Source organism: Halopelagius inordinatus (assembly GCF_900113245.1).
Lineage (GTDB): Archaea > Halobacteriota > Halobacteria > Halobacteriales > Haloferacaceae > Halopelagius > Halopelagius inordinatus.
The window spans coordinates 562,195-584,036 of record NZ_FOOQ01000002.1 but is presented as its reverse complement, the minus strand read 5'-3'; the positions used below and the strand labels follow the sequence as shown (position 1 = coordinate 584,036).

Here is a 21,842-nt window from a genome sequence, read left to right as displayed (position 1 = left end):
TTCCCGAGGACCGATACCCCCTCGTTTTGTTTCGGGGAGACGCGCTCTCGACACGTCACAGCCGGAGAATGCCCTGCTGCCGCGACTCTCCGCGTCTCCACTGAGGGGCGTACACAGGCCACGAGACGCCGGAACGGCCGAACTGCGGCCCTCGCGCGGCAAGTCTTACGATATTCGTAACTCGATTTCGCATCTCGTAGTTTTTCGCCGGGCTTATTACGATGTGAGGATTGGTGTGGAGTGATGACCGACGAGGACATTCCGACCGACTCTCGGACAGCGTCCGAGGACAGGACGATACTGCTCATCGGCAGCGGGCCGATCCAGATCGGACAGGCGGCCGAGTTCGACTACTCCGGCGCGCAGGCGTGCCGAGCACTTCGGGAGGAGGGTGCGCGAGTCGTCCTCGTCAACTCGAACCCGGCGACTATCATGACGGACCCCGAGATGGCCGACCGGGTGTACATAGAGCCGATTACGACCGAGGCCATCTCCGAGATAATCCGCAAAGAGGACCCCGACGGGGTCATCGCGGGACTCGGCGGCCAGACCGGGCTGAACGTCACCGCGGAACTCGCAGAGGAGGGCGTCTTAGAGGAGTACGACGTGGACATCATGGGGACCCCGTTGGACACCATCTACGCCACGGAGGACCGCGACCTGTTCCGCCAGCGCATGGAGAACATCGGGCAACCCGTCCCCAGTTCGACGACCATCTCGCTCGAAGAGGACGAGTCTGTGTCGAACATCACGGACGACGACCTCTCGGACCGCGTGGAAGCGGCCGTCGACAAAGTCGGCGGCCTCCCGGTCATCGCCCGAACGACGTACACGCTCGGCGGGTCGGGGTCCGGCGTCGTCCACGAGATGGACGAACTCAAAGAGCGCGTCCGCAAGGGCCTGCGCCTCTCGCGCAACAGCGAGGTGCTCATCACCGAGTCCATCTCGGGGTGGGTCGAACTGGAGTACGAGGTGATGCGCGACGCCGACGACTCCTGTATCATCATCTGCAACATGGAGAACATCGACCCGATGGGCATCCACACCGGCGAGTCCATCGTCGTCACGCCGTCGCAGGTAATTCCCGACGAGGGCCACCAAGAGATGCGCGACGCGGCCCTCGAAGTCATCCGCGACCTCGGCATTCAGGGCGGCTGTAACATCCAGTTCGCGTGGCACGACGACGGGACGCCCGGCGGCGAGTACCGCGTCGTCGAGGTGAACCCCCGCGTCTCTCGGTCCTCGGCGCTCGCATCGAAGGCGACGGGCTACCCCATCGCCCGCGTGACGGCGAAAGTCGCCCTCGGAAAGCGCCTCCACGAGATAGAAAACGAGATCACCGGCGAGACGACGGCGGCCTTCGAACCGGCCATCGACTACGTCGTCACGAAGATTCCGCGCTGGCCCCAAGACAAGTTCAGCGACGTGGACTTCGAACTCTCGACTGCGATGAAGTCCACGGGCGAGGCGATGGCCATCGGGCGGACGTTCGAGGAGTCGATGATGAAAGCGCTCCGTTCGACGGAGTACGAACCCGCCGCGGACTGGGACGAGGTGACGGACGAGGAACTCGAAGCGCAGTACCTCGAACGTCCGACGCCGGACCGCACGTACGCCGTCTTCGAGGCGTTCGAGCGCGGTTACTCCGTCGACGAAGTCGTCGAGATGACCGGCATGAAAGAGTGGTACGTAGAGCGCTACAAGCGCGTCACCGACTCCGTCGTCGCCGCCCAAGACGGTGACTTCACCGCCGCGGCCACGGCGGGCCACACGAACGCTCAAATCGCCGCCGCGACCGGAACGGACGTCGGAACCGTCGAGACGGAAGTACCCGGCCGCACCTACAAGCAGGTCGACACCTGCGCGGGCGAGTTCGCGGCGCAGACGCCGTACTACTACTCCTCGCGCAAGCCCGAGTTCTACACCGGACCGTACGAGGGCGACGCCGCCGCGGGCGAACTCCGCGTCGACCGCGACGTAGAGAGCGTCGTCGTCGTCGGGGGCGGCCCCATCCGCATCGGACAGGGCGTCGAGTTCGACTACTGTTCGGTCCACGCCATCCGCGCGCTCCGCGAGATGGGTATCGACGCGCACGTCGTCAACAACAACCCCGAGACGGTCTCGACCGACTACGACACCTCGGACGGCCTGTTCTTCGAGCCGATTACGGCCGAAGAGGTGGCAGACGTGGTGGAGGCGACGGACGCCGACGGCGTGATGGTCCAGTTCGGCGGCCAGACGTCCGTCAACATCGGCCATCCGCTTCAGTCCGAAATCGAACGCCGCGGCCTCGACTGCGAGATTCTCGGCACCACGGTGGACGCGATGGACCTCGCGGAGGACCGCGACCGGTTCAACCGCCTGATGGACGACCTGGGCATCCTCCAACCGGAGGGTGGGTCTGCGACGAGCGAGTCCGAAGCGCTCGAACTCGCGAACGACATCGGCTACCCGGTTCTCGTCCGCCCGAGTTACGTCCTCGGCGGCCGCGCGATGGACGTCGTCCACTCCGACGAAGACCTCAAAGAGTACATCGAGGAGGCCGTTCGCGTCTCCCCCGACAAACCCATCCTCATCGACGAGTTCCTCGCCGACGCGGTGGAACTCGACGTCGACGCGGTCGCGGACGGCGACGACGTGCTCATCGGCGGCGTGATGGAACACGTAGAGAGCGCGGGCGTCCACTCCGGTGACTCCGCGTGCATGATTCCGCCCCGGTCGCTCGACGACGAGACGATGGCCCGCGTCCGCGAGGTCACGGAGAACATCGCCGCGGCGCTGGATACGGTCGGCCTGATGAACGTCCAACTCGCCGTGAAGAAACGCGACGACGGCGGAAGCGACGTCTACGTCCTCGAAGCGAACCCGCGCTCCTCGCGGACGGTACCGTTCGTCTCGAAGGCGACGGGCGTCCCCATCGCCAAACTCGCCGCGAAGGTGATGGCGGGCGAGACGCTCGCAGACCTCGCGACAGAAGAGCAGATACCCGAGGACTTCAGCGTCAAAGAGGTCGTCTTGCCGTTCGACCGCCTGCCGGGTTCGGACCCGCGTCTCGGCCCGGAGATGAAGTCCACCGGCGAGGTGATGGGCACCGCCCGCACCTTCGCGAAGGCGTACGAGAAGGCCCAAGACGCGACGAGCAAGTCCATCCCCACCGAGGGGACGGCCGTCGTGGACCTCGAAGCCGACGAGTTCCCCGACCCCGACAGCGAGGCCGGACAGTCGCTCCGCGTGGCGTTCGGCGACCACTTCGACCTCTTGGACGTGACGGGCGACGACCTCAAACAGGCCGTCCGCGAGGGGAAGATAGACCTCGTCGTCTCGCGCAACCGCGACGCGCTCGAACTCTGCGTCGAGGAAGACATCACGTACTTCTCGACGCACGCCTCCGCGAAGGCCGCGCTCGAAGCGCTCGACGCCAAGGAGGCACCCCTCGACGTAGAGGCCATCTCGGACCGCCCGAAGCGCACCGCGCGCTGGGGCGAGCGGTAACCCGACGCCGCGAGACGCCGCGTCGTCTCTCTGTGTTTCCGCTTTTTCAGTCGAGTTTTCCGAGCGCCTCGAAGAAGTCGGAGGTCGGTCCGGCGAGACGGACCGGTTCGTCGGCGGCGGCGACGGTCACTTCGGTCGGCGGGTCGACGAACCGGCGCGTTCGACCGTCGCTGACGACTACCGCCTCCGCTTCGCCCGTGAGACTCACCGTGACTTCCACGTCGGGCGCGACGACGAGCGGAGGCATCCCGCTTTCGGGGACCATCTCGTTGACCACGAGTCCGCCGACGCTGGGGTGGACGAGCGGTCCGCCCTCGCTGAGGTTGTACGCGGTGCTTCCGGTGGGCGTCGCGACGAGGACGCCGTCGGCGTGCCCGCCGGTGTAGAGCGACCCGTCCACCCGGACTTCGACGCCGACGCCGCCGCCGTGGCCGCGGCGCGACCCCGTGACGGTGACTTCGTTCATCGCGGGGTCTTCCGTCCACCCGTCGCCCGAGGCGGCGATGCGCGGCACCTCGCGGGCGACGACGTCGCCGTCCTCTCTGAACGCCGCAACCTCGTCCATCACCGCTTCGACGGCGTCATCCGGGCCGACGGCGTTCAGAAAGCCGACTTCGCCGAGGTTCACGCCGAGGATGGGCGTCCGCCCGGCGCCGCGGGCGGCGTAGAGGAACGTCCCGTCGCCGCCGATGCTGACGACGAGGTCCGTCGCGTCGAACTCTTCGACCGGCGTCCCCGCGATGTCGAGCGTCGCCGCCGTCTCGGTGTCTACGTGCACCGCGACGTCCCCCTCGCGCAGTCGCCCCCGGAGTTCGTCCGCGAGATACGCTGCTCGGCTGTTCCCACGCTGTGCGAGGATACCGACGTTCATGTTCGGCGGCTTTGCGTCCCCCCGGCAAAAGCCCACCGTACGACGGTTCGGCCCGCCGCCCGCGGACGGGTAACATTCATGCACTCCGACTTCCTCCTTCCGACGACTGCGATGGACGTGACCCGTACGCCGCGCGGCCGCACTCGCCCGCCGAGGAGTGGTCAACGTGGGTGACGACGACGACGACTGGTTCGAGCGTGCCTTCCGAGACGACGACGGCGAACCGTCCGACGGACCCGCCTCGGACGCCGACACCGAGACTGACTCGCCGGACGCCGAGAGAGCCGACGCCGCCGGAGACGACGACGCTCCGTCCGCGGAGGCTGAGTCCGCGCCGTCCGCGGGCGAACGCTCCGAACGCGTCCCGGACAGCCCGGAGGACCCAGACGACGCGGGCGACGCGAACGACTCGGACCCGTTCGGGGGCGTCCGCGACGAACCGTCCGAACAGACGGCCGGAGACGCGGCGGAGCGACCCCCGTTCGAGGACCCGGGCTCCGATTCGGACCCCGGCGACGGCGGTACCGGCGACGACTGGAACGACTTCGGGTCGGCGCTGGACGACGCGCCCGGCCCGGGCGGTGAGGGCCGAAGCGGCGACTCGAACCCGTTCGGGGGAGACGCCGGCGGATTCGGGATGGACGAGGGGTTCGGAGGCGAAAGCGGGGAGTTCGGAGCGGGCGGCGGAGAGTTCGGCATGGGTACGGGCGACTTCGACGCCGCCGGACCCCCCCAGAGCGGGCCCGAGGAGTTCGACGAGGAGAACTTCGAGTCCGAGATAGACCGCCTCGATATCGGCATCGACGGGCTCGACGAGATGATTCTCGGCGGCGTCCCCACCCGGTCGCTAATGGTCGCAATCGGCTCTGCGGGCACCGGGAAGACCACCCTCGGGCTCCAGTTTCTGAACCGCGCGCTCGAAGACGGGGACAGCGCGGTGTTCATCACGCTCGAAGAGAGTCGGACGCGCATCCTCGATACGGCGGCGGAGAAAGGCTGGTCGTTCCGAGAACACGAGTCCGAGGGGCGACTCGCCGTCGTGGACTTAGACCCGGTGGAGATGGCAAACAGCCTCGAAAGCATCCAAAACGACCTCCCGAGACTCGTCGAGGAGTTCGGCGCGGACCGACTCGTCCTCGATTCGGTCTCGCTTTTGGAGATGATGTACGACCGCCCCTCGAAGCGACGCACCCGCGTGTTCAACTTCGCTCGCTCGCTCAAGGAGGCGGGCGTGACGACGATGCTCACCTCGGAGGCCAGCGACAACAACCCGTACGTCTCCCGACACGGTATCGTCGAGTATCTCGCGGACGCCGTCTTCGTCCTGCAGTACGTCCGCCCGAACGACTTCCGCGAGACGCGCCTCGCCATCGAGATTCAGAAGATACGCGACGCGAACCACTCTCGGGAGACGAAGCCGTACGAACTCACCGACGAGGGTATCAGCGTCTACGGGCGCGCCAACATCTTCTGAGAAGTCGCGTCGGCCGCCGACGGACCGCCCGGTGGAAAATCACTTCCGGATGCTGCGTTCGACCCCGAGCGCCGACTTACCCCGTCGGCGCTTCGGTCGTCGTGGTGACGTTCGTGCCGTCTTCTGTGGTCTCGGTTTCGAGAGACCCGCCCTCTTCTGTCATCGTCTCCTCTTCGTCCTCGTCGCCTCCCTCTTCGGTCGTCTCCTCGCCGTCGCCGCCGTCCGCGGTGGTCTCTTCGGCGGGTTCTTCGTCTTCGCCGCCGCCGCCGGAACATCCGGCGATAGCCAACGTGAGTGCGGTGCCTCCCGCGGCGACGAACTCCCGTCGGCCGAGTCTCTCACGCGAGTCTCCCTCCGCGGACGTCTGTGTGGTCTCTTCGCAGTCCTGCAGCGTCTTGTCGGACATGGTACCCGCTGTACACCCCGCCCGTGTATAGTTCATTTGGCATCAGAACCGTTCGTTTTGACTTTATTTCCCACTTATAGTATAGAAAACTACCGGACGAAGGCGACTCCCTAACGAACTCTACTTCGAAATGGAGACACTACTTATCCATTGTGAGTTAGATATAATTGACTATCCGTGTAACGGCTAACGTGGGTGAAAAGCACAATGCCGGTCGAAACCCGGCGAGAGGGAGATAACGACGGAGGGGTCAGTCGTCGGCGGGTTTGGGGATTTCCGAGTCGGGGAGTCGCGTCGATTCGACCGGGTCGAACTCGTCGAAGTGGACGATTTCGTCGACCGGTCGGCGGAACTTCCGGTCGTTCTCCGCGTCGGCGGCGTCCTCTGCGGGGTAGCCCATCGTGACGAGCATCACGGGTTCGTACCGGTCGGCGTCGATACCGAACGCATCGACGACGCCGTCGGCGTCGAATCCGCCCATCGGGCAGGTGGCGACGCCTTCGTCCCACGCCGCGTTCATCAACGCCGAGGCGGCCAGCGTCGTCGAGCGAACCGTCCACACCCGCCGTTCGGATTCGGGCAGTCCGGCCATCCCCTCGACGTTTTCCATGACGGCGTCTCGGGCCTCTTCGTTCGGGAGGTAGTCTTTGTTCACCCAGTCGTCGAGGACGGCGTCGGCGTGCGCCGAGGGGTCCTTGTTGCCGAGAACGACGACGGCGACGGGCGCTTCGGTGACGTGTTCTTGGCCGTACGCGGCGTCTCGGAGACGCTCTCGGTTCTCGTCTTCGGTGAGGACGAGAAACTCCCACGGTTGCAGGTTGTAACTGGACGGCGCGTGGCGGACGCGTTCGAAGATGTTCTCTATCGTCTCCGTCTCTAACTCCTCGTCTGCGTACTGGTGAACTGAACGTCTACTCGTCACGACTTCGTCGAATTCCATCACGTCGAGGTAGGGCTGACGCCTACAAGTATCGGTGGGCACCGGCGTCGATGGCCGATTCTATATCGTGGTCTCACGGCTCGTACCTACCGTGTAACCCGGTTACGTCGGTGATACCGAGCGGTCACCTCACGATGGTGACCGGAACGGGCGACCGGCGGACGACGTACTCGGCGGTGCTCCCGAGGATGACGCGAGAGATGCCCTCCCGGCCGTGACTCCCCATGACGACGTGGTCGATTCCGTCTTCGCCCGCGACGGTGACGATGCTCTCTGCGGGGCGGCCCACCTCGATTCGCGTCCGAACCTCGGTCTCCTCGTCGAACTCCGCCCGCGCGTTCTCCAGCAGTCGCTCTGCGCTCTCGCGCATCTTCTCGTACCACTCTTCTGACCCGCCCGGGATGGCACTCGGACGCGGAGTCGCGGTGACCGGGTCTATGACGTGGAGGAGTGTCACCTCGGCATCGTCCCACTCCGTGGACGCGAACTGACGTGCGTCGACGGACTGCGGCGACCCGTCGACGGGTACGAGTAGATGCTTCCCCATGCGAGAACGTACGCCCCGAGAGAGTAAAACACCCTGTGGCTGTCTGGCGGCGGAGGCGCCGCCGCGCGGTCAGTCGCCGTGTCGCGTCACGCACGTCGAGAGGCCGACGAGTTCGACCGGTTCGGAGTTGTCCGGCGAGTAGACGACCATCTGGCCTTTCTCCATGTACGGAACCTTCCCTTCGAGGTTCGGCGGGATGTTGACGCTCTGTATCGCGTCGTCGTCACCGAGGTTCAACACGAGTTTCGTGTTCACCTGCTTGAACACCGGTTCGGCGACGTCTTGGGGGTCTTGGGTGATGAGAAAGAGGCCGAGTCTCTCCTTTCGACCCTGTTTGGCCGCCTCGGTGAACTTCGAGACGACTTTGCGCGCCTGAACGGTGTCGGCGTCGGAGAGGAAGTTGTGCGCCTCGTCCATCCCGAGGACGAGGGGCGTCTCCTTGATTCGCTGTGAGTCGGGCGCGTTCGACAGTTTGTCGTCGATGAGAAGCGCCGAGACGGCGAGGACGAACATCTCCTTTGCGCGACTCGTAGAGAGGTGGTACGTCGGAATCACGGTCAGTCCCCCCGGCCGGACGAGTTCGTGGTCCAGTTCCGTGATGGGACGGGCGGACTGGTCGAACACGCCGTTCGGGACGCCCCGGACGCGGCGCTTGACGGCGTCGTACGTCGCCTCGTGGACGCGCCCCGCCTCGTGCAGTTCCTCTTTCAACGTCGGGTCGTCCAAGAACGTCAGGAACTCCTCGTACGTCCCGGCGTCGCCGTAGTCGCGGAAAAAGCGCCGGAGGAGTTCGCGCAACGCGGGGTACTGGTTTTCGTTCAGACTACTGCCCGCGACCAGCCACGGTCTGTCTCTGGCCATCGAGAACGGTATCGTGAATTCGAGTTGCTCCGCGCCGTGGCCGTCTCCGCCGTAGGGTATGCCGTCCTCTTTGGGCACGAGTGCGAGGGTGTCGTCGTGGCCGCCGTGGGCGATGCCCTCGCGTTCGTACCGGCGAGAGACGCCCGCGTCCATCGCCGGGTTGTCGTCGTGCATCTGCGCGTACTCGTCTTGCGGGTCGAACTGGACGACGGCCATCCGCGCGTCGCGCCCGTCGTCCATCTCGTAGGTCCGGTCTGAATCGAGGAGTTGTCGAAGCAGGTTCTTCGAGGCGTGCGTCTTGCCCGACCCGGTACCGCCCGCGACGAGGGTGTGCCGGAAGACGAGTGGGTCGCCGTCGGCGTAGTCGTCTTTCAGTCGGTAGTCTATCGTCGGCGGTTCCGCGGCGGTGCGCACCTTCTCGCCGCCGACGGAGAGATGTCCGAGGAAGACGCCCTCGGGCGGGATGTTCAGCCCCGTCTTTATCTGTTCTGCGTCGCTGGCTTCCGCGACGACGGCTTGCGGTTTCGGAACCCGGTCGACCATCCGCCGTTTCAGGTCCGGGCCGTCCTCGAAGAGGACGGCGACCGGGTCGAGTGCCGCGACGAACTTGTAGTCGCGTTCGTCGAAGTCGTCGCGCCGCATCGCGCGGCGGGCGTGTATCTCGGTGGCGTCGTCGGCTTGGAACTCCTGGGCGTACTCGAGAGCGGAGATGCGACAGAAAAGCAGTTCGTCGTCCGGGTACGGGACGAGGAGGTATTTGCCGAGGCGGACGTTCTCTCGGTTCCCCGTCGTGACGAACGCGCGAAGCGAGGTGTCGTCGCCGTCTTCGGCCACGCGGAGTCCCTTCGAGACGGCGATAGCACCGATACCGCGGTCCGACCCCGCGGGTTCGACGTCCATCTCGTCGAACGTCAGTCCGTCCTCGCTCGACCCGTCTCTCGTCTCGGAGGCGTCCGCGGCGGAGGACTCGCCGTTCGAACCGGTCGGGGCCGGCGCGGCCGGTTCCTCGGACGCCGACCCGTTCGCGTCGTCCCCGGTAGACGACCTCTCCCCCACGTTCGTTTCCTCCTCGAAGTCGCCGAGGTCCACCATGACGTTCCACGACAGGAGGTCCCCCGACTAAAACACCACCCATCGCCGCTCTCGACGTGTCCGCCGGTTTTCCCCGCGTCCGACGCCCCCGGGGACCCTCTGCGTCGGCCTCCACGCGTCTTTTCACGCTCGGGTACGTACCGTCGGCTATGTTGTTGGTGCGCGGATACGGCGGTGACACGACGCTGACGGGGACGGTGTACGAACGGGGTGAGCGGGCACCCTCGTTCAAAGGCGCGCCCGACGAGGACGCGCCGTACGTCTGGGTCTGCGACGAGTTCTACGAAGTCGAGAGCGGGGGAACCGAGACCGAAATCGCCGGTCGGACGCTGAACGTCGCGTTCGACACGCCGATGCCGCGCGGATTCGATACGCGAGAACAGGCGCTGGACGCGGCGAAAGATCACGTGCGGACGCAGTTCGCCCGCGTCGGCGTCGCGGAGAGCGACGTGAAAATCGAAGTCGTCAAGACGGAACCGGACGCCGCCTGAGGCCTCACTCGTCGCCGCCCCACCGGACGTCGTCGTACCGCCGAACCGCGTCGGAGTCGAACTCCTCTTCTAGCTTCCGTCGGAGGGCCGTCTTCTCGTGTGCGCTGATGCGCGCCAGTTCGTCGGCTTTCTCGACCGCCTCGGGCGGGCCGCGTTGGGCGGCCACGTCGCGGAGAATCTGCGTCGTGAGCCTCCGTCGCGTCTCCGCTCTCCGAGTGAACGCGTACGGGGCCTCCGCGCGGTAGAGCACGTCCGTCCGCGGGTCGTAGACGACGAAGAACGTCACCTCGTAGAGGTCGGCGTCGAGTTCCCGGTCGATTCCGTAGGCGTCGCCGTCCGACGAAAGCGCCCGGTCGGACCCGCCGCGAGAGAGAAACCAGTTCGTGAACGTCAGGTCCCGCGTCCGGCGGCCCTCGTTGCCGTGGCCGGGACTGTCCCGTCGTTCCAACAGGCGCGCGAAAAACGCCGTGTCGTCGGTCCACGGAGCCTCCATCCCCCGAGACCTGACGGTCTGGACGACGTGTTTCGCGCTCGGGTTCTTCACGAACCCCACGAGGGGGACGTCGCGCCGGACGAACGACTCGACCAGTCGGACGTAGTTCTCGACGACGCTCCGCGGTTTCGCCTCCCGCGCCAAGTCGCCGAGTTCCTCGCTTCTGTCGCGCCAGTTCAACAGTTCCTTCGGGTACAACGGCCCGTCGAGGACGAGGAGGTCCTCCACCTCGTCCGCGTGTTCGAGCGCGTGCGTGCTCTCTGCGAGGTACAGAGAGAGCGCGTGGACGACGCCCTCGGCGAATCGGCTCACTCGCGGCGACTGGAGGACGCGCCACCGACAGTAGCCGTCGTCGAGTTTCCGCCACGGTTCGTCGAGGGCGGCCGTCGTATCGTTGGAGTGGGCCGTGGCGACGATGCTGCGGCACCGGTGGAGTTCGAGGTCGGACGGGACGGCTGCCATCGCCGCCTGCGCCAAGTCGAGGACGAGTCCGTTCTTGAACGTCGTCGGGTTGATGGTCCCGGAGTCCAAGCCGTGGACCGTCTCGAACGGCGCGTCCGCCAGCGCGACGTCGTCTATCTCGACCGCCTGCAGGCGCTTTTCGCCGAGTACGTCGAGGACCACGTCCCCGTCGGGGCCGTACAGCGGTTCGAGATACTCCTCCCAGACGTCTCGGGCGAGGTCCGTGTGTTCGCGGTCGTCCACGCGCGTCGCGAGGAGGTTCGCGATGCTCGCGATACCGTCGACGTGGACGGGGTCGAGCGTCATCGTCCGTCGTGTTGCGACGGGAGTGGAAAAACCCCGCTGTCCCGGCTCGATCGACAAGGAATGACAAGTGTCATGCTCGTCCCGCCCGAACGGTCCCTCGTGACTATACGGGCGGTCGCGTTCGACCTCGACTACACGCTCGCGGTTCCGACGAGCGACCGGACGACGATTCTCCGAAACGCCTCGGTGGCGACGGGCGCGCCGACGCTCTCGCGCAGCGCCTACCTCGAGGCCCACAGCCGCAACCTGACGAGCGAGACGAGAACGCCGATTTTCGAGCACCTCCTCGCGCAACGCGGCTCCGACGTCGACCCGGCGGCACTCGCGACGGAGTACCGCGAACGCATCGCGGCGGCGCTCGTCCCCATCGACGGCGCGCGCGACTTCCTCTCGTCGCTCCGCGAGACGTACACCGTCGGGCTCTTGACGAACGGCCCGCGCGTCGCCCAGCGGGACAAACTGGAGACGCTCGGGTGGACCGACGCGTTCGACGTCGCGCTCGTCACCGGCGAACTCGACGCCGGGAAACCCGACCCGATAGCGTTCGAGGCGCTCCTCGACGCGCTCGGAACCGCGCCGGAAGAGACCGTCTACGTCGGTGACGACGTGGACGCCGACATCGGCGGGGCGGACACGGCCGGACTCGTCCCGGTGCAGGTCGTCTTCGAGGGCGGACCGGACCCGGACCCGAGGGCCGCCGCGCACGTCGAACGCGAGGAACTCACGACGCGACTCCCGGACCTGTTAGAAGAGCTGTAGTTACGCCGACTCCTCGGACACGGCGCGAAGCGCCGCGAGCAACCACTTCACCTGCGCGCCGTCCTCGACGAACACGAGCGTCCGCGGCGGTCGGACGGCCTTCGGGCGAACGCGGAGACCCTCGGCGTCGGCCGCCTCGGCGGCCGCTTCGACCGCATCGACGAACTCGACGCGCGCGCGGTCCGACTGGACGTACACCTCGGCCACCGTCTCTTCGTCCTCGGAGGCGATTCGGTAGGCGAACGCGCCGTCCGCCGTCGGTTCGACGTCGGGGTCCGCGTCCGCGACGCAGAGCCGCAGGTCTGCGTGTCCCTCGACTTCCGACGCGACGAACTGCGCGATTCGCTTCCCGTCCGTCAGTCTGTCCTCGACCATGGCCGACGTTCGCGGCGGCGAGGTTTAGGCCGCGCGGTTCATCGAGGCGACGCTCTCAGTCGCCCAGTTCGCGCGTCGCCTTCGACGCGGCGTCGCTCACGTCCACGCCGCGACGCTTTGCGTACACCGCGGCGGCGGCTTCGACGCTGACGGCGAGTTCTCGCTGGAGTTCGTTCACCGCGGCGACGACCTCCTGTTTGTCGTGTCCGGCGGCGACCAGGGAGTCGAGGATGCGTTCGAACGCCGACTGTTCGCGCAGAATCGACTCGTCGGGTTCGTACTCCTCGGGGACGGTCACCGTCGCGGGGTCGAAGGAGGCGACGACGTCTCCGTCCTCGCGCGCGAGGAGTCCCCGGCCGGCGGCGACGTCGATGAGTCGCTTCGCTTGGTCGGGCGAGAACCAGTCTCTGTCCAGAGAGAGCGCGACCACGAACTCGCCTTCGCCCAACCGGTCTGTCCCTCGCTGCTTGAACGGCACCGCGACGGCCACCTCGAGGCTCATGGTTCCCTGTGCGAAAGCGACCGACAAGGAGTTCTCGGTTCGGGCGACTCAGTCGACTGTCGTCTCGTCGCTTTGGTCCGTCTCCGCGTTCGCGACGCCCGCAGTCGGCGGGATGGGGACGACGGTGACGCGACCGGAGGAGGTGACCGTGACCTCACAGTCGGCGATTTCGAAGACGAGGCGGCCGGGCCCCCGTGGCGTCTCGCCGCGCTCTTCGAAGACTCGTTCGAGAGCGTCCGGGTCGACGACCTGATTCAGTTCGACCGGCAGGTCGTTCGGGTTGCGGTCGAGCGCTTCCGAGAGCGCGTACACTACCGTCGTCGCGAGGTGTTCGTCCGAACTGCGCGTCACCTCGACCCGACGGAACCGGCTGTCCGGGTCCGAGCCGGCGTTTGAAGCCATGATCGTACGTAGACGTTCACGTAATTTAAAAATTCTCGTGCGATATCTCATCTGATACGCGGACGGGCGAGAACGGAAGCGACCGGACTCGATTCGAGCGATTCAAGTAGGTACCGGGACTTTTCACCGCGTATGAAGGACCAAGGACGCTCGAAGCGAAAGCGCACCGGGGGCCGACTTCGGCGCTCGAGCAACAAGAAGCGCCACCAACTCGGTCGCGAACCGACGGAGACGACCGTCGGCGAACCCCGGTTCCGCGTCGTCGACTCCCGCGGCAACCAAAAGAAGATTCGCGCGCTCTCGACCAACGTCGCACAGGTCGCAGACGGCGACGAGGTCACGGAAGCCGAAATCGAGAACGTCGTCGACAACCCGGCGAACATCAACTACATCCGGCGGAACATCATCACGAAAGGCGCCATCCTCGAAACCAGCGCCGGTCGCGCCCGAGTGACCTCCCGTCCCGGTCAGGACGGTCAGGTCAACGCCGTCCTCGTCGACGAGTAACCGCGTTCGAGCGACTCACCGTTTTCCGACGTTCGCGTCCGAAAGCGCCGCGGCCGTCGATTCCGTCGGCGTCGATTTCGCCGAGGCGCGCCGCGCGGTCAGGGCGTCGGTGCGGCCTTCTGAAGCGCCGTCTCCGCGATGTTGCCGCCGTAGTCGGCGCTCCGAGAGACGGAGTCGACGATGAGTCCGAGCAGTTGCGCGCGCGCGGGGTCCAGTTCTCGGAGGAGTTCGTCGATGGCGCGGGCGCGTTCGTCGATGGCTTGGACCGACTCGCGCGCCTCGTTGGCGAGTCGGGTCGCTTCGGAACTCTCCTCGGTGAAGAGCGCGTCCATCCCGTCGTCGACGACTTTGGTGGCCTCGGTGTACAGTTCCCGTAACGCCTCTGCGACGTCATCTGGGACGGGCTCTTCGATTTTCAGCGTGAGGTGGGCTATCTTCGTCGCGTGGTCCGCGACGCGTTCGAGTTGCCGGGCCGCCGACTGGTAGTCGAAACACACCTCCCGCGGAAGGCCGAGTTCCTCCGCCGCCTTCGGCGTCCGGAGCGTCGTGCGGAAGATTCGCGAGACGACCATCCAGAGGCGGTCCACGTCGTCGTCCCGTTGGATGACGTCGAGCGCCATGTCCTCGTCGAGTTCGGTGAGGGCTTCGATGGCGTCTTCGAGCATCGACAGTGCGATGAGGCGCATCCGGGTCACCGCGTTGTGGATGGACAGTTCCGACGAGTCCAACAGGTCGCGGATGACCACTCTGTCGCGCGTCTCTTCGAGAACCTCCAGTCCGACGAGACTCTGCGTCGCCTCGCGGATGGTCCGCCGTTGGTCGGTGGTGATGCGACCGCTCTCTAACCCGATGATGTCGAACCCGCTGACGTACATCGTCATCACCGCGCGCATGAGTTCGTCGCTCTCTAAGTTCGTGATGTCGAGCGTCCCCTCCGTCCGTTCTTCCTCGGTTCGCGGGGTGAGAAACAGCGAATCCTGCTCGGGGTAGAACTCCACTTCGCTCCCCGCGGAGATGCCGTTCGCCGTCGCCCAGTCTTTCGGGATGGATACCGTAAACGTCGACCCGCCAGTCACCTGCACCTTCCGGGTTTCGACCATACGAGAGTGTGTGACGGAATGGAACATAAACCTGGTCGTTCATCTATATACTTGCATACGTTCCTCTTGTGACGTTCCGTGTGGACGTGACACGGTCCCAAGTACGGCTTCTATGGACGCTACGCCGCCGATGCGCCGACGAGGTGGATCCTCCATAGCCACAGATTCGAGCGAGTACACCGGCTCTGGCGCCTCCTCACCGTAGTCCTATATACAATCACCCCGACAAATCGAACGGCTCGGTAACTCTTCGCACAACCCGACCCCGGATATGTATTATAATATGAACTATTTCATCCTTACTAAATCTGAGTTTGACTGAAGGACCTCAAAACCGCCGATATTGGGTATATGAAGGAACCAGCAGTTTAGAACTAACGTACTTCTGTCAGTCCCGAGATGTCGGAGAGACGGCTATGAAGAGATATGTGGTCTATATAGTTATATTAGCAGGGGTTTTAGTCTGTCTCGCGATATTCAGAGGTGATGACGCGCCAAAGCGAGCGAACGGGAGCGAGCCTCTCACGTCGAAAGTTTATCGTCGGTGCCGGTGCGGCGGGCGTCGCCGGGTTGGCTGGCTGTACCGAAAACACCGACTCCGGCGGGTCTACCGACTCCGGCGGCGGGTCCACCGGCTCCGGCGGCGATTCGACCGAGAGCCAGACGCTCTCGGGCGACGTGGACATCGCGGGTTCGTCCACCGTGTTCCCGCTTGCGACGGCGATGGCGGAACGGTTCCAGAGTCAACACTCCGAGGTCAGCGTCAACATCCAGTCCACCGGGTCCGGTGGCGGGTTCGCGAACTACTTCTGTACCGGACAGACGCAGTTCAACAACGCGTCGCGCCCCATCAAGGGCGAGGAGGAACAGCAGTGTTCCTCGAACGACGTCGAACCCGTCGAAGTGAAAGTCGCGACGGACGCGCTGACTGTCATCGTCAACAACGACAACGACTGGATTGGGGACGGTCTCACCGTCGAACAGCTAAATCAGATCTGGTCCGCCGAGAGTCCGCCCGAGACGTGGGCCGACATCAACTCCGAGTGGCCCGACGAACCCCTCGAACTGTACGGCCCCTCTGACGCGTCGGGGACGTACGACTACTTCATAGAGGCAATCCTCGGCGAGGAGGGGCCGGGTCACCGCCAGGATTACTCCGCGACAGAACAGGACCGCACCATCGTGCAGGGCGTCCAGGGGTCGGAGTACGCCATCGGATATCTCGGCTTCGCCTACTACAGCGAGAACCAAGACTCCGTGCAGGCCGTCCCAATCTCCGACGGCGACGGCGAGTACGTCGAACCGTCGCTCGATAACGCACTCGAAGGGAAGTACACGCCCCTGTCGCGTCCGCTCTTTACCTACGCCGCAAAGTCCGCTCTCGCGGAGAACCACATCGCCGAGTTCGCGAAGTTCTGGATCGAGAACGCCACGAGCAGAGAGATCGTCGCGAACGAAGTCGGCTACGTTCCCCTCTCGGAGGACGAGCAAACCGAGATGATGGACAAGCTCGAATCCGCCATCGAAGAGGCGAACTAAGGGCTCACGAGGGAAAATCAGGTAACGAAGCGTTTTTTCATAACCCACGAGACATACCACACAATGAGCACGGATGACTTAGAATCGGACCTCACGCGGCAGACCGAAAACTCGCCGCGCGAGTTGCTGACACGGTCGTTCTTCTTCCTCTGTGCGGCGCTTTCCGTCGTGACGACCGTCAGTATCGTCGCTCTCCTCGTCACCGAGGCGGCGAAGTTCTTCACCATCACGGCGCCGCTTATGGGAATCGAGGGCCAAACCGCGTCGATAGTCGAGTTCCTGACGGGCACGACGTGGCAGATAAACAGCCAGGAGTTCGGCGTGTTGGCGCTCGTCTCGGCGACGCTCCTGATAACCATCGGCTCGGCGATTATCGCCCTTCCGCTGGGTGTGGCGACCGCGATCTACCTCAGCGAGTACGCGAGCAAGCAGGCGCGGTCGGTACTCAAGCCCGCGCTCGAAATCCTCGCTGGCGTCCCGACGGTCGTCTACGGCTTCTTTGCGCTCATCTACATCACGCCCGCACTGGAGGTCGTACTGCCCAGTATCGGGACGTTCAACCTCCTGTCTGCGAGTATCGTCGTCGGAATCATGATCATCCCGATGGTCGCGTCCATCAGCGAGGACGCGATGTCCGCGGTCCCGGACGAACTCCGGCAGGCGGGCTACGGGATGGGTGCGACGAAGTTCGACGTCTCGACGGGAGTCGTCGTCCCCGCCGCCCTCTCTGGCATCTTTTCTTCTTTCATCCTCGCGCTCTCGCGGGCCATCGGCGAGACGATGGCCGTCACCGTCGCCGCGGGGTCGCAAGCGAAGTTCCTCAACCCGCTCAACCCCGCGTCGTTCCTCGAAGGCGCGCTTCCGATGACGGCCGCGATGGTCCAGTTGCTCACGGGCGACATCACGGGCGGCGGACTCGCCTACCGCAGTCTGTTCGCCATCGGCCTCGTCCTCTTCGTTATCACGCTTGTCATGAACCTCATAAGCGACATCGTCGCACAACGCTACCGGGAGGAGTACTGAGATGGCAACCGAAAGCGAATCCGGGCAGGTAGAGAGCTTCGGGCAAGTGAGCCGGACGGTCGGCACCGTCTTCCGGTACCTCCTGATGGCCGCGACGATGTTCGGCATCGTCACGCTCGGCGTCCTCCTCGTCTACGTCGCAAACGACGCGATACAACCGCTCACCGCCGACCCCGGCTGGTATCTCGTCTTCTTCGCGACGCTCGTGCTTCCGGCGACGGTCGTCGGGGGCTATCTCGCCTCCCGCCGACTATCGGCGTTCAAACTCGGCGCGATGGTCGTCGGTATGCTCGTCGTCACGCTGATGTTCAGCGGCGGCGTCGCCATCATCTTCGTGGACATCATCCCGCCGTTGGTCGGCTTCTCCTTTGCCGTCGCGCTGTTTCTCCCCGCCGTGCTCGTCGTCGCTCTCACGAGTCAGGACCGACACGTCTCCTTTACGTCCCGGCTCGTCCTGACTGCCGCGCTGTTTTACCTCTCGCTTTTCGGCCTTCCGGGCCCCGTCGGGTCCGCGCTCGGAGTTCCGTCCCTCCTCCCGAGCGTCGCCGAACTCGTCCAGTCGGCGCCGTTCGTCCCGCTCGGTTGGGTGATGGTCGCACTCGTCCTCGGGTCGGTGTTAGCCGTCGTCGTCGGCCGGTACGTCGCTGGCATCCGTGACGCGAGAACGGGTGCGCTCGCGGGTATCGCCGCCCTCGCCGCGACGGCGGCGGGAGGTGCGGTCGGTCCGTTGGTGGGTGTAGACCCAATCTCCACCGTCATCGTCGCCGGCGTCGCGTTGGTTCCGACCGCGACGTACGCCGGCGGGGCAGCGCTCACCCGAGACGAGGACAGGCTCGGACTGTTGTTCGCCGCCGTCGTCGTCGTCGGGACACTCGCGGGTGCCGCGGCCGTCAACGCACTCGGCTTTGCGGGGCCGCAGTCGTGGGTCGACTGGCAGTTCCTCACGAGTTCCCACAGCGGAAACGCCGAGAACGCTGGCCTCTACCCGGCCATCGGCGGCTCGATACTGCTTATGTGTACGGTCGCCGCGCTGTCGTTCCCGCTCGGCGTGGGCGCGGCGGTGTATCTCGAAGAGTACGCGCCGAACAACGCGTTCACTCGGTTCATCGACGTCAACATCTCGAACCTCGCGGGCGTCCCCTCGGTCGTCTACGGACTGCTCGGACTCGGGGTGTTCGTCACCTACTTCAATCGGCCGACCGGGACGGTCCTCATCGGCGGCGCGACGCTCGCGTTGCTCATCCTTCCCATCGTCATCATCTCCTCGCGGGAGGCCATCCGGTCGGTCCCCTCGGACATGCGGCAGGCGTCCTACGGGATGGGTGCGACGCGGTGGCAGACGGTCAAAAACGTCGTCTTGCCGGAGGCGTTCCCCGGTATCCTCACCGGAACCATCCTCGCACTCGGGCGCGCGATAGGCGAGACGGCACCGCTCATCATGATCGGCGCGCCGAACGTCCTGTTCAATCTGCCGACCGACCTCACCTCGAAGGTGAGTGCGATGCCGCTTCAGGTGTACGCGTGGTCGAGCCTGTTCGCCAGCGAAGACTTCTACACGAAGGCGGTTCCGGCGGGCGTCGTCGTGTTGCTCGCCGTGCTGCTCGCGATGAACTCCGTCGCGATCGTCCTCCGGAACAAGTATGAGAGCGAAACCTAATTTCAAACCATGAGCCAGGAAGACACAGAGACGGACTTCGGTTCGAGGGGTGAAGACGACCCGACGAACGACGACATGCTCGTCGAGACCGACATAAGCGACAGCGTCGGTTCGAGCCAATCGACGACGCGTCGAGACACCATCGTCCGCGCGGAGGATATCAACGTCTGGTACGACAACGATCAGGCGCTGAACGATATCACGATGGAGATTCCCGAAAACAGCGTCACCGCGATGGTCGGTCCGTCGGGCTGTGGGAAATCGACGTTCCTCCGGTGTATCAACCGGATGAACGACCTCATAGACAGCGCTCGCGTCGAAGGGACGCTCTCTCTCCGCGGGAAGAACGTCTACGACGCCGATGTCGATCCGGTGGCGCTTCGCCGCCGGGTCGGGATGGTGTTCCAGAAGCCGAACCCGTTCCCGAAATCCATCTACGACAACGTCGTCTACGGCCTCGAAATACAGGACAAAGGCGGCGACTACGACCAGATCGTCGAGGAATCGCTGAAGCGCGCGGCGCTTTGGGACGAGGTGAACGGCCGCTTAGACGAGTCGGGTCTCGAACTCTCGGGCGGGCAACAACAGCGTCTCTGCATCGCGCGCGCCATCGCCCCGGACCCGGAAGTCCTCCTGATGGACGAACCCGCCTCCGCGCTCGACCCCGTCGCGACCTCCCAGATAGAGGACCTCATCGAGGAACTCGCAGAGGACTACACCGTCATCATCGTCACCCACAACATGCAACAGGCCGCGCGAATCTCCGACCAGACGGCCGTCTTCCTGACCGGCGGCGAACTCGTGGAGTTCGACGACACGCAGAAGATATTCGAGAACCCCGAGAGCCAACGCGTCGAAGACTACATCACCGGCAAGTTCGGGTAATCCGACGCCGTTTCGCACCGGACCGACGCACGAGAATCCGTCTTCTTCTGGCTTCTTTCTGCCCGCCGAAGGACCCTATCGCGCCCGTCGAATACGTACCCGGGGGCTCGGACAGACACGGATATATAGTTCTAAATACGTCTATATGCGACACCCTTATTCCTTTCCCTCGTCTTCTCACCGATATGCCGCGACAAGGATATCAGGCGTCCCTCCAGTCTCTCCGCGACGACGTTCTCTACTTGAGCGAAATCGTCGCGGACCGCCTCCGGATGGGACTCCGCGCGTTAGAACAGAAGGACAACGAGTTGGCACAAGAGGTCATAGACGGCGACGACGAGGTGAACCGTCTGTATCTCGACCTCGAACAGGACTGCATCGACCTCATCGCACTCCAGCAACCGGTCGCCTCCGACCTCCGGTTTATCGCCGCGTCGTTCAAGATCATCACCGACCTCGAACGCATCGGCGACCTCGCGGTCAACCTCGCGGACTACACGCTCTCTGCGGACCGCGACCTGTTCCCCGAGGTCAACGTCCAGCAGTTGGGTGAGGTGACGATGGAGATGTTGGACGCCGCGATGGAGGCGTACGCCGACGAGGAGACCGAACTCTGCTACGAGGTGGCCGAACGCGACGACGAGTTGGACTCGATGTGCGAGGTCGCGAGCGAAATCGTCGTCCGTGACCTCATCGAGTCGGACCCCTTCTCCGACGACAACCTCGACTCCGAGGACTACATGGAGGACGTCTCCAGACTCCTCCTCACTATCCGCGACCTCGAACGGGTCGGCGACCACGCGGTCAACATCGCCGCGCGGTCTCTGTACATGATCGAAGACGACGACGAACTCTTGTACTAGACCCCCACCTTTTTCGAGAGGGTCCTCGCGCGCCTCCGGCGCGCTCGAACCCCCTCCAAAAATCTGGACCAAAAAGTTCCGCGAGACTCGGCCGATGGCATCGTCTCGCGGTACAGTCCGGTGTCCGACCGCAACAACCTCTCGCCGGCGTAGAGGGTTCTATTTGGTCTCTCTTGACCGCTCTGTGACTGATGCGGTGAGCCGGTAAACAAAGTCCTTCGACTTACTGACAACCCGTTATTAAAAGCGTCAAATTGATCGGACTTACGACAGCGCTACTTACTCAACTAACTAAAACAGTAACCAGTATGAGACAACAAATAACTCTCTGCGTGGCATCTTCAAGGGCAGACGATATGAGAGTCACACGCAATGAAGTCGAGTCAATTTTAATGCTTTTCCTAGTCATGATTCCGGGCACATTTACGGTCCTCTTCATCGGGAACCAGATCGGCATGTTCCCACGCTTCGAGCTATCCGGTTCCTTTCTGAGAGCGTATCTTATCTCTGCGACTTTTTTCTGTTCTCTCGTGTCTATACTCTTCCTCCTAGTCAACAGATCTAGCTCAAAATATATTTGACAGTATCTACTACACACCCAATTATTCAACAGATTTGACTTCCCGTAGCTCATCCTACAGGCCGACTCTCGTGTCCTCTTTAGGGAGATTGGTTGAAACCGTCCGGTCCGAATCGGTTGGCACAGCGTGTGAATATGCATGTCGTCTCTGCGCCGACGGACAATGCGTAAAACGACGAAACTGTACCGCACCGAGCGAACGAAGTGAGTGAGGT

At 64.4% G+C, this 21,842-nt stretch carries 20 protein-coding genes; 10 read left to right on the top strand and 10 right to left on the bottom strand.

Annotated elements, in window-relative coordinates:
• Positions 1-243 precede the first annotated feature (243 nt).
• Complete coding sequence (gene carB / locus BM167_RS10750; protein WP_092892298.1) at positions 244-3,492, top strand: carbamoyl-phosphate synthase large subunit; 3,249 nt, start codon at positions 244-246, stop codon at positions 3,490-3,492.
• A gap of 46 nt (positions 3,493-3,538) precedes the next feature.
• Here carB and BM167_RS10745 read toward each other — a convergent pair whose 3' ends face one another.
• Positions 3,539-4,363 carry an NAD(+)/NADH kinase gene (locus tag BM167_RS10745; protein ID WP_092892296.1) on the bottom strand — a complete coding sequence of 275 codons (825 nt, stop codon included), beginning with the start codon at positions 4,361-4,363 and terminating at the stop codon, positions 3,539-3,541.
• A gap of 166 nt (positions 4,364-4,529) precedes the next feature.
• Here BM167_RS10745 and BM167_RS10740 point away from each other — a divergent pair, with 166 nt between their 5' ends.
• Positions 4,530-5,837: a KaiC domain-containing protein gene (locus BM167_RS10740; RefSeq protein WP_394327238.1), complete on the top strand. Its 1,308-nt coding sequence runs from the start codon at positions 4,530-4,532 to the stop codon at positions 5,835-5,837.
• Between the two features lie 76 nt (positions 5,838-5,913).
• On the opposite strand, the gene BM167_RS18500 is transcribed toward BM167_RS10740, so the two are convergent.
• The 4 genes from BM167_RS18500 to BM167_RS10720 form a co-directional block, all read right to left on the bottom strand.
• Complete coding sequence (locus tag BM167_RS18500; protein WP_092892292.1) at positions 5,914-6,243, bottom strand: hypothetical protein; 330 nt, start codon at positions 6,241-6,243, stop codon at positions 5,914-5,916.
• A gap of 250 nt (positions 6,244-6,493) precedes the next feature.
• Positions 6,494-7,183, bottom strand: coding sequence for a nitroreductase family protein (locus tag BM167_RS10730; protein ID WP_092892290.1), 690 nt, complete (start codon positions 7,181-7,183; stop codon positions 6,494-6,496).
• Positions 7,184-7,307: 124 nt separating this feature from the next.
• Entirely contained in the window at positions 7,308-7,730 is a 423-nt protein-coding gene (locus BM167_RS10725) for a universal stress protein (RefSeq protein WP_092892288.1), read from the bottom strand.
• 69 nt (positions 7,731-7,799) lie between these two features.
• Positions 7,800-9,683 (bottom strand): ATP-binding protein, encoded by a 1,884-nt coding sequence (locus BM167_RS10720; RefSeq protein WP_092892286.1) that lies wholly within the window; start codon positions 9,681-9,683, stop codon positions 7,800-7,802.
• A 149-nt stretch (positions 9,684-9,832) separates the two neighbouring features.
• Between BM167_RS10720 and BM167_RS10715 the strand changes: the two genes are divergently transcribed.
• A complete protein-coding gene (locus tag BM167_RS10715; RefSeq protein ID WP_092892284.1) occupies positions 9,833-10,174 on the top strand; it encodes a DUF7113 family protein in 342 nt (113 codons plus the stop codon).
• Between the two features lie 4 nt (positions 10,175-10,178).
• On the opposite strand, the gene BM167_RS10710 is transcribed toward BM167_RS10715, so the two are convergent.
• The gene (locus tag BM167_RS10710; RefSeq protein ID WP_092892282.1) at positions 10,179-11,435 is read right to left on the bottom strand and encodes a DNA double-strand break repair nuclease NurA; all 1,257 of its coding nucleotides are present in this window, start codon (positions 11,433-11,435) and stop codon (positions 10,179-10,181) included.
• Positions 11,436-11,507: 72 nt separating this feature from the next.
• Here BM167_RS10710 and BM167_RS10705 point away from each other — a divergent pair, with 72 nt between their 5' ends.
• Positions 11,508-12,194: an HAD family hydrolase gene (locus BM167_RS10705; protein ID WP_177213365.1), complete on the top strand. Its 687-nt coding sequence runs from the start codon at positions 11,508-11,510 to the stop codon at positions 12,192-12,194.
• Here BM167_RS10705 and BM167_RS10700 read toward each other — a convergent pair whose 3' ends face one another.
• Genes BM167_RS10700 through BM167_RS10690 form a run of 3 tightly spaced genes read right to left on the bottom strand, consistent with a single transcriptional unit; the run spans position 12,195 to position 13,473 of the window.
• Positions 12,195-12,569 carry a DUF7993 family protein gene (locus BM167_RS10700; protein ID WP_092892280.1) on the bottom strand — a complete coding sequence of 125 codons (375 nt, stop codon included), beginning with the start codon at positions 12,567-12,569 and terminating at the stop codon, positions 12,195-12,197.
• 55 nt (positions 12,570-12,624) lie between these two features.
• The gene (locus BM167_RS10695; RefSeq protein ID WP_092892278.1) at positions 12,625-13,071 is read right to left on the bottom strand and encodes a DUF2240 family protein; all 447 of its coding nucleotides are present in this window, start codon (positions 13,069-13,071) and stop codon (positions 12,625-12,627) included.
• A gap of 48 nt (positions 13,072-13,119) precedes the next feature.
• Complete coding sequence (locus BM167_RS10690; protein WP_092892276.1) at positions 13,120-13,473, bottom strand: HalOD1 output domain-containing protein; 354 nt, start codon at positions 13,471-13,473, stop codon at positions 13,120-13,122.
• A 132-nt stretch (positions 13,474-13,605) separates the two neighbouring features.
• On the opposite strand from BM167_RS10690, the gene BM167_RS10685 reads away from it, so the two are divergent.
• Positions 13,606-13,980, top strand: a complete 375-nt coding sequence (locus tag BM167_RS10685; protein WP_092892274.1) for a 30S ribosomal protein S8e — start codon at positions 13,606-13,608, stop codon at positions 13,978-13,980.
• A 98-nt stretch (positions 13,981-14,078) separates the two neighbouring features.
• Here the strand turns inward: BM167_RS10685 and BM167_RS10680 are convergent, their stop codons facing one another.
• A complete protein-coding gene (locus BM167_RS10680) occupies positions 14,079-15,080 on the bottom strand; it encodes a phosphate signaling complex PhoU family protein (protein ID WP_092892272.1) in 1,002 nt (333 codons plus the stop codon).
• Between the two features lie 486 nt (positions 15,081-15,566).
• Here BM167_RS10680 and BM167_RS10675 point away from each other — a divergent pair, with 486 nt between their 5' ends.
• The 5 genes from BM167_RS10675 (at position 15,567) to phoU (ending at position 21,047) form a co-directional block, all read left to right on the top strand.
• On the top strand, positions 15,567-16,619 hold the full coding sequence (locus BM167_RS10675) for a PstS family phosphate ABC transporter substrate-binding protein (RefSeq protein ID WP_092892270.1): 1,053 nt from the start codon (positions 15,567-15,569) through the stop codon (positions 16,617-16,619).
• A gap of 63 nt (positions 16,620-16,682) precedes the next feature.
• Positions 16,683-17,642, top strand: coding sequence for a phosphate ABC transporter permease subunit PstC (pstC, locus tag BM167_RS10670; RefSeq protein WP_092892268.1), 960 nt, complete (start codon positions 16,683-16,685; stop codon positions 17,640-17,642).
• A gap of 1 nt (position 17,643) precedes the next feature.
• Positions 17,644-19,299, top strand: a complete 1,656-nt coding sequence (gene pstA / locus BM167_RS10665) for a phosphate ABC transporter permease PstA (RefSeq protein WP_092892266.1) — start codon at positions 17,644-17,646, stop codon at positions 19,297-19,299.
• A gap of 9 nt (positions 19,300-19,308) precedes the next feature.
• Entirely contained in the window at positions 19,309-20,184 is an 876-nt protein-coding gene (gene pstB, locus BM167_RS10660) for a phosphate ABC transporter ATP-binding protein PstB (RefSeq protein ID WP_092892264.1), read from the top strand.
• Between the two features lie 185 nt (positions 20,185-20,369).
• Positions 20,370-21,047, top strand: a complete 678-nt coding sequence (gene phoU, locus BM167_RS10655; RefSeq protein ID WP_092892262.1) for a phosphate signaling complex protein PhoU — start codon at positions 20,370-20,372, stop codon at positions 21,045-21,047.
• The last annotated feature ends 795 nt before the right edge of the window (positions 21,048-21,842 follow it).